Origin of the sequence: Catenibacterium sp. UBA627 (assembly GCF_002299355.1) — a bacterium.
GTDB classification, from domain to species: Bacteria; Bacillota_I; Bacilli_A; order Erysipelotrichales; family Coprobacillaceae; genus Catenibacterium; species Catenibacterium mitsuoka.
The window spans coordinates 8,106-18,307 of record NZ_DBPF01000132.1 but is presented as its reverse complement, the minus strand read 5'-3'; the positions used below and the strand labels follow the sequence as shown (position 1 = coordinate 18,307).

Sequence of the window (10,202 nt, the reverse complement as noted above, 5' to 3'; positions counted from 1 at the left end):
AACATATGAAGTCTTGGTCTTTCTTACACGCTTGACTAAGTAATACTTATGGCATCCGCAGCAATCACATGAGAAGCCAACAGGCCATTTCATGGATTTGAAAAATTCAATACAGTTATTGATGTTATTAGAATAGTTCTGAGTGAACTCATATAGAGAAGCTTTCTTTGGCTTTAATACTTTGTTTGACATGTGATTATACCTCTATCTGATTTCTAAACTAATTATAGAACAGATGGAAAATCTATGTGTTTGGTTCAGCTTCATGAACCCCGTTTAAGTGGTTCTTATGATATTTATTTTTCACTAACCTGTGGTTTGTAGGTATTCAAAAATCAAATAGAAAGGAGAATAAAAATAAATGAAAAAAATAATGATTAATTTATGTGCTTTTGCTTTAGTTTTATCATCTGTTTTAATTCCTGTTTATGCTAAAGATAATAACTATACTTACAGTGATAATCCATTTGAAATCAAAAACATTAATGCAAGAAAAAAGTTAAATACATATTTAAAGAAGAAAAATCAAAGAGGGAAAGCTATATCTGATAATATGGAATTAAAAAATTCAGAATTATACGCATCAGACACTTCCGATTTTTCTAAACTTACTCAAATTGCTGATGGAAATTATGACTTTGAATATTTATATACCTATAAAGACGAAAATGTAAGTGATGTAATAGCATACGATAAAACTGATTCCACATATATCTTATTGGAAGAAGATTTAGTAAATAATACATCAACAATGACTATTGACGAAGAAACATATTTAATAAATGAAAACAATTCTAATTTATCATTAGTCACTGAAAATGGATCTGAATTAATGTTTTATGAAGAAATTCTTGATAAAGATTATCCTGATCCTTTAATGCCTGCTGAGGGTGAAGAAGTGTTAAATGTAGATGGGGAAACCCCAACCACATATACAACTTGGAAAAAATTAGGAGGTCCATTTCATAAAACGTCAAAAATGACTTTTAAAGTTCTTGAAATAATAGGTATGGTTGGAAGTGCCGTTTCTTTGTTCGTTTCAGGTCCTTTGGGAAAAGTGGTATTTCTTTATTCTGTTGCTGTATCAGTTGGTTCAAGCGTTAAACCTACTATTCATATTAAGTTTTATCAATACGGAGCATCAGATTGTTTATCTTATATTAGAGAACAAAAATATTATTTCGGAGCATATAGTGAGATTTCAAAAAAGTGGTATGAACAGATAAAAACAAAAAGTGGCGCCGCAAAGGTAACTTATAGTTATTTTCACAGTCAACGTCCAGATTACACAGGTAATCCAGCATGTATGAATTATTAAAAAAAAGGACAATTATTTATTTGATAAGTTGTTTGGTATTCTTATTGTGTTGCTTTTTATACTTTGAAAATCATAAAAACAATGAACAACAATTAAATGTCGAAATATATTCAATAGAGTGTTGCCCATTATGTATTCAAGTAAAAAAATCGCTTCCAATAAAACTAAAGGATGAATTTGGAGATTTAGTCAATATAGAAGTTATTGATGTAGACGATAAAAATAATGAACAAAAGTATAAACAGTTAGTTAATTCTATTGATAATTTTAGTGATGAACACCTCAATAGATTTCCTGTTATAAATGTAAAGAATTATTTTATAATAATAGGATATAACTATTATTATGATGACGAAATCATAAATGATATAAAAAGAATGAATAAAAATAGTCATTTAGGTAAGAAATTAGAAAAGTCAAGATATATTTGGAGGAAACAAAATGATAATCAATAGATGTCCTTATTGTTCGGGTAAGTTAATTCATGGTTATATTAAAACAAGGGGTGAGGCTCTTGCATGGTCACCAAATCCTGAAAAACTACCCTTTATGACGAATAAATGGCATTTTGGGGAGGATGATATCAAGTTAGGACATTTTAGCTACTACAAAGGTGACAAAATTGATGCATACAAATGTAATACATGCAATATTATTATCATAAATGCAAATAAAGATTTATAAAACAGGAGAAAGTATATATGAAAAATAAAATAAAGAATCTAATCATTATACTTTTATTGGGGTTTTCAATTGTTTTTAATGGATATTTGTTTATTGAAAATAAAAATAAAGCTACAACCATAGTGCAGTTAAATAAAAAAACTAAAGAATTAGAAAAGTATAGTGAATTACTTGAAACTGGAACAGCTACAGAATATATGGATATTAAAGAAAGTGATGGTCTGATTTCTATGGCTTATTTATATCAAGATAAAGAGTTAATAGAAAGACATGGTATAGGGGTTATTATTGGTAAGCAATACTATAGGATAGGGATAGCCCTGAAATCGGTACAACATTAAATAAAAATTCAAAAATTATAAAGATTACAGACAATGAAATAGAATTTACATTTAACTTAAATAATGATACAGAAAAAAAGCGTTTAATAGTCCAAACTGAAAATAATGATATTCATTTTAAGTTAGAGGATGTATCATAAATCCTATCTTTTGAATAAAAACGGAAAAGCTTAATATAGGTTCTTTGAAAAAGTGAATTTATTTATAAGAGGAAAATCATGTGTAAAAACAAATGAAATGTAGTCATTGTGGGCAGGTTTTTACTACTATTCCAGATAGAAATAGTTTTGGAGAAGTATGTCTATGTAATACCTGCCTACGACAAGTACCTAATCTCACAATCACATCAACTAAACTGAAAAGTACTCATCTTTCTACAAAGCAGCTAGATGAAGCTATTCAGGCAATTGATCAACAGTTAGATAAAGGTCATTTTTCTCAAGAAGTCAAAGAAGGAATTCATGCATATTTTGATAAGTATTATAAACAACGTCAAAGTATGGATAAACAAAAAGAAATCAATTCAAAACTAGATCACATCATAGAAAAAAATACTTCTAATGATTCGATGACGGAAGAAAAGTTCACAGAATTATTAGAAGAAAAGAATAACGATTATAACTTAGATTCTATTTTAGAATGTAATAATCTTTATGAATATGATGTAGTTACTGTTCATGATTCTCATGGTAGGACAGATACAAATAATTTAAAGAAGATATTAATAAGATATAGTGTACAGGGCTGGAGACTAAAGACAGCTTTCACAAATGAAATAGGCAGTAATATGGTAGGTGGTGCTATTGTAGGTGTTGGTGTAGGAAGCAATAGTACAAGTGATGAAGTTGTGCTTATTTTTGAAAGAAAAATAAGAAATGCGAAGAAATGATAATAGACCGAGCAATTGCTCGGTCTATTAGTCTACATATTTCTCTAAGAAATGAGTAATATTGCTTTGAACAAGTTTCTTCTCTTTATGATAAGATTCACCATGTGCGGCATCATTCACAATAAGTAATTTCTTTTCTGCCTGACAAGCATTATAGAGTTCTAATGCCATGTAAGTAGGCACAAAGTGATCCTGGTTACCATGTATAAATAATGTAGGTGTTTTAGACTTCTTGACTTGATTGACTGCACTGGCCTGTTTGAAGTTATACCCTACTGTCTTTTTAGATAATAATGTAGCACTAGGAAGTAATAAGAATGGTGGACATCCTTTATTTTTTAAGTAGTATTTGAATTCATCATAAGCACTTGTATAGCTGCAATCAGCGACAATAGCTTTCACATTATCAGATAATTCTTCACCACTTACCATGAGGACTGTTGCCCCACCCATGGATATACCATGTAAGACAATGCTCATAGGTTCATTATGGAAGTACTCTTCCATTTTTTTAATCCATTCTAATATATCTAAACGGTCCAGCCATCCAAAACCAATATAATGTCCTTCTGACTGTCCATGTGCTCTATTATCTGGAAGAAGGATATTATAACCAAGTTCATGATAGAAACGAATATAATATGCAAACTCACGATAATGGTAAGAATGGAATCCATGAACACAGATCACTAATTTATTAGAATCGGGATAAGGAAGGAACTGCCCTTCTAGCTTTAATCCATCATAAGAAGTGATTTCCATATCAATAAATGTCTGATGATCTAGCCATTGTTTATCATCTTCACTCATTGGATGTTTTAATCCTACTTTTTCTTTTTTGCGTCTTGTACATACTTTTTCTATCGCAATGCGCCCTGCTGCAAGATAAGTGGCAGATGCCGCAGCGGCTGCGCCTATTGTACCAATAATTACATTCTTCTTTTTCATGACAAAATGCCTCCTTTTATTCATTATATAAGATAATTTAAGAAGAATTCATGTACAAACAATTAAGTTTGAATAAATAATTGACAGATATATGAATTTGTAAATAGAAAAGGGTATCTTATAAAGCGATAAATATATGTTTTTAAGAAAGTTTTTGTGTTAGAATAATAACCGATATGAGGTGATTTTAATGACACAGGTTATAGGACCAGAACAGATGGATTTATTAGTAAGTGCAGTAAGAGATGGGAAGATTGTTGCATTTCCTACGGAAACTGTTTATGGCGTTGCCTGCTTATTCGATGATTTGAAGGGTCTTGATAGAATTATGGAAATCAAGAAACGTAACCCGAATAAAGCAGTGACTCTTATGTTGTCAGAAAAAGATGATGTAAAGAAGTATGGCTTAGTAGACGAGGGTACCCAGAGAGTGATTGATAAGTTTATGCCAGGTAGAATGACAATCGTATTAAAAAGACTGGATAGTGTGGATTCGAGACATGTTAGTGGAAAAGATACAATAGGTATTAGAATCCCAGACAGTTCTTTCGTTTTGTCACTCATTGATCAGACAGGGCCTTTATCAGTAACAAGTGCTAATTTATCTGGTCAAGGGAATACGACAAACGAAAAAGAAGTACTTGCACAGCTTGATGGACAGATTGATATGGTTGTCAGAGGACAGACTGCTTCGGCAACTGCATCTACAGTCGTGGATTTAAGTCAAGGTGATGTGAGAATACTAAGAGAAGGTTTAATTACCAAAGAAGAAATCGAGGAGGTATATTATGAAAATTGCAGTCGCTTGTGATCATGGTGGATTACGTTTAAAGAATGTTCTTATTGATGAAATGAAGAAACAGGGATATGAAGTTGTAGACTATGGTACTTATACTGAAGACTCTTGTGATTATCCTGATTATGCATCTAAGGCAGCTAAAGCTGTTGCATCAGGAGAATGTGAGAAAGGTGTCGTTGTTTGTGGAACAGGCATTGGTGTATCAATTACATGTAATAAGGTAGATGGTATCCGCTGCGCATTATGTCATGATGTATTTAGTGCGAAAGCGACAAGAGCTCATAATGATACTAACATGATTGCAATGGGACAGAGAGTTATTGGAGAAGGACTTGCTGTTGAGATTCTTAATGCATGGCTACATACTGATTTTGAAGGTGGAAGACATGTTAAGAGAATTGAAAAAATGATGGCTTTAGAAAAGGAGTAAGTATTATGAGAGATACAGAAGTATTTGCGAGCGTTGAGCGAGAATTGAATAGACAAAGAAACAATATTGAATTGATTGCTTCCGAAAACTTTGTATCTAAAGAAATTATGGAGCTTGCGGGCTCAGTTCTAACAAATAAATATGCTGAAGGATATCCAGCTAAGAGATATTATGGTGGATGTCAGTTTGTGGATGAAGTAGAAACATTGGCACAGGAAAGACTTAAGAAGTTATTTGGCTGTGAGTATGCAAATGTTCAGCCTCATTCTGGTGCACAAGCGAATACAGCTGTTTATTTTGCTTTATTACAGCCAGGTGATAAAGTACTAGGTATGTCTTTAAATGATGGTGGGCATTTAACTCATGGACATCCATTAAACTACTCTGGTAAGACTTATGAATTCCATGCTTATGGTGTTGATAAGGAAACAGAAAGAATCGATTATGATGAATATAAGAGATTATGTGAAGAAATCAAACCTAAATTAGTTGTTGCAGGGGCAAGTGCTTATGCAAGAACTATTGATTTCAAATTCATGGCTGAAGTAGCACATAGCGTTGGTGCTATCTTTATGGTAGATATGGCACATATCGCTGGTTTAGTTGCTGCAGGAGATCATCCATCTCCATTCCCTTATGCAGATATCGTAACTACTACAACTCATAAGACTTTAAGAGGTCCTAGAGGTGGTGTTATCATGTGTAAGGAAAAGTATGCAAAAGATATTGATAGAGCTGTTTTCCCTGGTATGCAGGGTGGACCTCTTATGCATATTATTGCCGCTAAAGCAGCTTGCTTCTATGAAGCATTACAGCCTGAATTCAAGGAATATAGTCATCAAGTCATTAAGAATGCGAAAGCTTTAGAAGAATCTTTAAAGGAAGAAGGATTCCGTCTTGTAACTGGTGGTACTGATAATCACCTATTACTTATTGATGTAAAGAGCAGCTGTGGTATTACAGGTAAGAAGGCTCAGAGATTACTTGATGAAATCAATATTACAGCTAATAAGAATGCAATTCCTTTCGATACAGAAAAACCTTTCAAGGCTTCTGGAATCCGTGTTGGTACACCAGCAATGACCACAAAAGGATTCAAGGAAGATGACTTCAGAGAAGTTGGAAAGATTATTGCCTATCGTTTAAAGAATGAAGAAACTGATGAAGTAAAGAATGAATGTCTTGCGAGAGTAAAGAAGTTAACTGATAAAGTGACTATGTATGACGATATTAAATACTAGGAGGCCATAAGATGGTTAAAGTACTCAATCATGCATTAATTAAACACAAACTCTCAATTATGAGAGAAGAAAAGACATCAAACTATATTTTCAAGCAGAACCTTGATGAAATCGCAATGCTGATGGCTTATGAAGTCACAAAAGATTATCCTTTAAAAGAAAAGGAAATTGAAACACCTATTTGTAAGACAACTGGTTATGAACTAGATAGAGATATTATTCTTGTACCTATCTTACGTGCAGGTGTGGGTCTTGTGGATGGCTTCAGAAGAATCATGCCAACGGCGAAAGTAGGTCATATTGGTATGTATAGAGATGAAGAAACATTGATTCCTCATGAATATTATGCTAAATTTCCTATGGGATTAGAGAGCGCAAAGGTTATTGTTCTTGATCCTATGCTTGCTACTGGTGGTTCAGCTGATATGGCTATCCAAAATATCAAAGATCGTGGTGCGAAGGATATTGAACTTGTCTGTCTTGTGGGTGCACCTGAAGGTGTGAAATACATTGAAGAACATCATCCAGATGTAAAGCTTACTTTAGCTGCATTAGATGAAAAACTAAATGACAAGGGATATATTGTACCAGGTTTAGGAGATGCGGGAGACCGCTTGTTTGGTACTAATTAATGGGATTTGATGAATATGAAGTAAGAAGAACTTCTGTTAAAGTATTTCTTGCAGGATTGATTCTTGCGGTTATACTTTCCATCATTCTTCATTCAATCAGCTACTGCTTAGGGTTTGTATTAGGTTATCTCATTGATTTATTAATTTTACAGATCAATATGAAGATGACTGATACAATACTTTCTATCCAGACTGCAGGTAAGACAATTGCGGTTATGTTATTTATGGCTAAATTGTTTATTTTTGCCGCTGGTTTTGCGATAGCTGGATTCTTTCCAGAAATAGTAAATATGTATACTGTATTTCTGGGCTATCTAGTAGTAAAGATTTCTATTTATATACATGCATATGGAGAAAGGAGGCGTATGAGATAATGAAAATCACTATTCAGCCAGAACTGATATCATCATTGATTGTGACTGTGCTACTTTCTATTTTCTTTGTTTATGCAGGTAAAAAAATAAGAGAAGCAGATCCAACTAAGAGACCAAAAGGTGTGGTCCTTGTTGTTGAAACCGCCATTAAGATGGTTTATGACTACATGGGAACAATCATGCCTAAGAAATATGCGAAGAACTACTATCCTTATTTCTCTATGTTATTTGCATGGCTGTTGGTATCTAACTTATTTGGATTAACAGGTTTTGATGCGCCAACTACTAACTACTCAATCACGTTATCCTTAACATTAATTACATGGGTATTAATTCAGATTAATGCGATTAAGTATCAGGGTGTTGGCAGTTATATTAAGGGAACTTTGATTCCCCCAACAAACCTATTTGGTTTGGTTTCACCATTGATTTCTATATCAATGCGTATTTTCTGTAACTTATTGAGTGGTACATTTATTATGGCCTTAGTATATCAGGCAACATCATTCTTAAGTTACAAGTTGATTCCATTCAACTTTTTAGGACCAGTGGTAGCACCACTATTACATTGTTATTTCGATGTATTCTCTGGATGTGTACAAGCACTGGTATTCGTTACACTATCTTCAATTCTGATTTCTAATGAAAATCCAGATGAAGAATAAATGAAAAAATGTCAATAGGAGGAAATTGATTATGACAAGAGGTTTAATTGCAATCGCTGCTGGTATTGCAGTACTTGCAGGTTTAGGTACAGGTATTGGTGAAGGTTTAGTTGCCGCTCATGCAGTATCTGCAATTGGAAGAAATCCTGAGGCTGAAAGCAAGATCCGTACTACTATGATCTTAGGTATCGCCTTAACAGAAACAGTAGCCCTCTATGGTTTACTTATTTCTTTCATCTTATTATTCGTATTCAAATAAAAAATAGTTTAAGGAGGAAAAAACTATGCCAGATATAGCCGCAAAGTTATTTCCAAACCCTACCACTATGATTGTTCAGTTATGTTCCACTGCAATCATGCTTCTTCTGTTCAAGAAATATTTATGGAATTATGTATTAGAATTCTTCCAGAAGAGAGCTGATTTTATAGAAGGTAATATCAATGATGCGAAGGCTAAGAATGAAAAAGCATCTGAATATCTTCTAGAAAGTGAAAAGCAGGCTAAAGAAGCTGCAAAACAGTATAAAGAAATCATAGATCAGGCTAAGGAAGATGCCGTAAAGGCTAAGAGTAAAATCATGGATGAAGCTAACAAGCAGGCTCAAGAAAAGATTGAACAGGCTCGCCATGAAATTGAATCTGAAAAGCTTGCAGCACAGGATGAAATGAAGAAAGAAATTGTGGAAGTTGCTGTTGAAGTGGCTACTAAAGTCATGGATCAGAATATGAATACTGAAGTCAATAAAGCTTTAGTAGATGATTTCGTAAAACAGGTTGTTAACTAATGGATGCAAATGTTGCAGAACGTTATGCTGAAAGCTTATATCAGTTAGCGTTAGAAGATCATGCGCTAGAAGATTATCTAGCAGATATGAAACTAGTTGATACAGTTTTAGAAAGTAATCCAGAATTTGAAAAATTCTTCTCTCATGTGCTTGTAGATGATGAAGCAAAGTGTGCATTACTCGATAAAGGTTTTGGCACTTCAGTAAATCATTATGTATTGAATTTTCTTAAACTGCTTGTAAAGAAAAGAAGAACAAGATATATTGCGCCTATTACAAAAAGCTTTATTAAGATGAGTAATAAGCATCTTGGTATCGAGGAAGGCGTTATCTTCACACCTTTCGCATTAAGCGATGAACAGGTAAAAGCAATTGAAGAAGCGATTTCTCAGAAAGAAAACAAAACAATTACTTTAAGAACTGTTGAAGATAAGACACTTATTGGTGGTGTTAAGGTTCAGATTGAGAACCGTGTCTATGATGGCTCATTAAAGAACAAAGTCAGCAAGCTCAAGACTGAGCTGTTGAGAAAGTAGGTGACGCAAGTGGCATTAAGACCCGATGAAATCAGTGCTTTAATCAAAGAGCAGATTAAGCATTATGATGATGTCATGGAACAGAAAGACGTCGGAACAGTTATGACTGTTGGTGACGGTGTCAGTGTTGTTCATGGTTTAGACAATGCAATGCTAGGTGAATTGATCCTTTTCCCAGGTGATGTTTATGGTATGGTCATGAACCTAGATGAAGATAGTGTTGGTGTTACTTTATTAGGTAATGCGGACGAAATTAAAGAAGGCGACGAAGTAAGACGTACAGGTAAGATTATTGAAGTACCTGTAGGTGATGCAATGCTTGGTCGTGTCGTTAACCCTTTAGGACAGCCTATTGATGGTCAGGGTGAAATTATCACTACAAAGACTAGACCAATCGAAAGAGTGGCTCCTGGTGTTATGACAAGAAAATCAGTAGATCAGCCAGTACAGACTGGTATCACTACTATTGATGCAATTATTCCAGTTGGTAGAGGTCAGCGTGAGTTAATCATCGGTGACAGACAGACTGGTAAAACAGCTATCGCTGTTGATACAATCAT

Annotated in this window: 16 protein-coding genes and 1 pseudogene; 15 read left to right on the top strand and 2 right to left on the bottom strand. The window is 33.7% G+C overall.

Going from position 1 to position 10,202, the window contains the following annotated elements:
* The coding region (locus B2S90_RS08980) for a transposase (protein WP_349677211.1) at positions 1–192 on the bottom strand (192 nt) is incomplete at its 3' end.
* Between the two features lie 169 nt (positions 193–361).
* Here B2S90_RS08980 and B2S90_RS08975 point away from each other — a divergent pair.
* The 5 genes from B2S90_RS08975 to B2S90_RS08955 all read left to right on the top strand — a co-directional run bounded on the left by B2S90_RS08975 (position 362) and on the right by B2S90_RS08955 (position 3,232).
* Positions 362–1,318, top strand: coding sequence for a hypothetical protein (locus B2S90_RS08975; RefSeq protein ID WP_286696922.1), 957 nt, complete (start codon positions 362–364; stop codon positions 1,316–1,318).
* Positions 1,303–1,773, top strand: a complete 471-nt coding sequence (locus tag B2S90_RS08970; RefSeq protein WP_286696921.1) for a hypothetical protein — start codon at positions 1,303–1,305, stop codon at positions 1,771–1,773. Before B2S90_RS08975 ends, B2S90_RS08970 begins: the two co-directional genes overlap by 16 nt.
* The gene (locus B2S90_RS08965) at positions 1,760–2,002 is read left to right on the top strand and encodes a PF20097 family protein (protein WP_278861103.1); all 243 of its coding nucleotides are present in this window, start codon (positions 1,760–1,762) and stop codon (positions 2,000–2,002) included. Before B2S90_RS08970 ends, B2S90_RS08965 begins: the two co-directional genes overlap by 14 nt.
* Positions 2,003–2,019: 17 nt before the next feature.
* Positions 2,020–2,343 (top strand): hypothetical protein, encoded by a 324-nt coding sequence (locus B2S90_RS08960; RefSeq protein ID WP_286696920.1) that lies wholly within the window; start codon positions 2,020–2,022, stop codon positions 2,341–2,343.
* A 232-nt stretch (positions 2,344–2,575) separates the two neighbouring features.
* Positions 2,576–3,232 carry a DUF4177 domain-containing protein gene (locus tag B2S90_RS08955; RefSeq protein WP_278861101.1) on the top strand — a complete coding sequence of 219 codons (657 nt, stop codon included), beginning with the start codon at positions 2,576–2,578 and terminating at the stop codon, positions 3,230–3,232.
* Between the two features lie 27 nt (positions 3,233–3,259).
* Here the strand turns inward: B2S90_RS08955 and B2S90_RS08950 are convergent, their stop codons facing one another.
* A complete protein-coding gene (locus tag B2S90_RS08950; RefSeq protein ID WP_238703600.1) occupies positions 3,260–4,180 on the bottom strand; it encodes an alpha/beta hydrolase in 921 nt (306 codons plus the stop codon).
* A 190-nt stretch (positions 4,181–4,370) separates the two neighbouring features.
* Between B2S90_RS08950 and B2S90_RS08945 the strand changes: the two genes are divergently transcribed.
* From B2S90_RS08945 to B2S90_RS08900, 10 genes and pseudogenes are all read left to right on the top strand, one after another.
* Positions 4,371–4,991 carry an L-threonylcarbamoyladenylate synthase gene (locus tag B2S90_RS08945; RefSeq protein ID WP_278861100.1) on the top strand — a complete coding sequence of 207 codons (621 nt, stop codon included), beginning with the start codon at positions 4,371–4,373 and terminating at the stop codon, positions 4,989–4,991.
* Positions 4,969–5,409, top strand: a complete 441-nt coding sequence (rpiB, locus tag B2S90_RS08940; protein ID WP_006506955.1) for a ribose 5-phosphate isomerase B — start codon at positions 4,969–4,971, stop codon at positions 5,407–5,409. Before B2S90_RS08945 ends, rpiB begins: the two co-directional genes overlap by 23 nt.
* Positions 5,410–5,414: 5 nt before the next feature.
* Positions 5,415–6,650: a serine hydroxymethyltransferase gene (gene glyA / locus B2S90_RS08935; protein WP_278780802.1), complete on the top strand. Its 1,236-nt coding sequence runs from the start codon at positions 5,415–5,417 to the stop codon at positions 6,648–6,650.
* Between the two features lie 11 nt (positions 6,651–6,661).
* The gene (upp, locus tag B2S90_RS08930; RefSeq protein ID WP_055232981.1) at positions 6,662–7,282 is read left to right on the top strand and encodes a uracil phosphoribosyltransferase; all 621 of its coding nucleotides are present in this window, start codon (positions 6,662–6,664) and stop codon (positions 7,280–7,282) included.
* A complete protein-coding gene (locus B2S90_RS08925) occupies positions 7,282–7,656 on the top strand; it encodes a hypothetical protein (protein ID WP_278861098.1) in 375 nt (124 codons plus the stop codon). The genes upp and B2S90_RS08925 overlap by 1 nt, the downstream gene beginning before the upstream one ends.
* The gene (locus tag B2S90_RS08920) at positions 7,656–8,321 is read left to right on the top strand and encodes a F0F1 ATP synthase subunit A (protein WP_270468314.1); all 666 of its coding nucleotides are present in this window, start codon (positions 7,656–7,658) and stop codon (positions 8,319–8,321) included. The genes B2S90_RS08925 and B2S90_RS08920 overlap by 1 nt, the downstream gene beginning before the upstream one ends.
* A 31-nt stretch (positions 8,322–8,352) precedes the next feature.
* Positions 8,353–8,580, top strand: coding sequence for an ATP synthase F0 subunit C (gene atpE, locus B2S90_RS08915; RefSeq protein WP_006506960.1), 228 nt, complete (start codon positions 8,353–8,355; stop codon positions 8,578–8,580).
* Between the two features lie 25 nt (positions 8,581–8,605).
* A complete protein-coding gene (gene atpF / locus B2S90_RS08910) occupies positions 8,606–9,106 on the top strand; it encodes a F0F1 ATP synthase subunit B (RefSeq protein WP_286696919.1) in 501 nt (166 codons plus the stop codon).
* The gene (locus tag B2S90_RS08905) at positions 9,106–9,642 is read left to right on the top strand and encodes a F0F1 ATP synthase subunit delta (protein ID WP_187011872.1); all 537 of its coding nucleotides are present in this window, start codon (positions 9,106–9,108) and stop codon (positions 9,640–9,642) included. The genes atpF and B2S90_RS08905 overlap by 1 nt, the downstream gene beginning before the upstream one ends.
* Positions 9,643–9,651: 9 nt before the next feature.
* Positions 9,652–10,202, top strand: a pseudogene (locus tag B2S90_RS08900) (F0F1 ATP synthase subunit alpha); the annotation flags it as partial.

Excerpts from the sequence above, each read along its gene's own strand:
- upp (WP_055232981.1), top strand. The coding sequence starts at position 6,662 with ATGGTTAAAGTACTCAATCATGCATTAATTAAACACAAACTCTCAATT.
- B2S90_RS08960 (WP_286696920.1), top strand. The coding sequence starts at position 2,020 with ATGAAAAATAAAATAAAGAATCTAATCATTATACTTTTATTGGGGTTT.
- B2S90_RS08945 (WP_278861100.1), top strand. The coding sequence starts at position 4,371 with ATGACACAGGTTATAGGACCAGAACAGATGGATTTATTAGTAAGTGCA.
- glyA (WP_278780802.1), top strand. The coding sequence starts at position 5,415 with ATGAGAGATACAGAAGTATTTGCGAGCGTTGAGCGAGAATTGAATAGA.
- B2S90_RS08965 (WP_278861103.1), top strand. The coding sequence starts at position 1,760 with ATGATAATCAATAGATGTCCTTATTGTTCGGGTAAGTTAATTCATGGT.
- B2S90_RS08955 (WP_278861101.1), top strand. The coding sequence starts at position 2,576 with ATGAAATGTAGTCATTGTGGGCAGGTTTTTACTACTATTCCAGATAGA.
- atpF (WP_286696919.1), top strand. The coding sequence starts at position 8,606 with ATGCCAGATATAGCCGCAAAGTTATTTCCAAACCCTACCACTATGATT.
- B2S90_RS08950 (WP_238703600.1), bottom strand. The coding sequence starts at position 4,180 with ATGAAAAAGAAGAATGTAATTATTGGTACAATAGGCGCAGCCGCTGCG.
- atpE (WP_006506960.1), top strand. The coding sequence starts at position 8,353 with ATGACAAGAGGTTTAATTGCAATCGCTGCTGGTATTGCAGTACTTGCA.
- rpiB (WP_006506955.1), top strand. The coding sequence starts at position 4,969 with ATGAAAATTGCAGTCGCTTGTGATCATGGTGGATTACGTTTAAAGAAT.
- B2S90_RS08925 (WP_278861098.1), top strand. The coding sequence starts at position 7,282 with ATGGGATTTGATGAATATGAAGTAAGAAGAACTTCTGTTAAAGTATTT.
- B2S90_RS08920 (WP_270468314.1), top strand. The coding sequence starts at position 7,656 with ATGAAAATCACTATTCAGCCAGAACTGATATCATCATTGATTGTGACT.
- B2S90_RS08970 (WP_286696921.1), top strand. The coding sequence starts at position 1,303 with ATGTATGAATTATTAAAAAAAAGGACAATTATTTATTTGATAAGTTGT.
- B2S90_RS08975 (WP_286696922.1), top strand. The coding sequence starts at position 362 with ATGAAAAAAATAATGATTAATTTATGTGCTTTTGCTTTAGTTTTATCA.
- B2S90_RS08905 (WP_187011872.1), top strand. The coding sequence starts at position 9,106 with ATGGATGCAAATGTTGCAGAACGTTATGCTGAAAGCTTATATCAGTTA.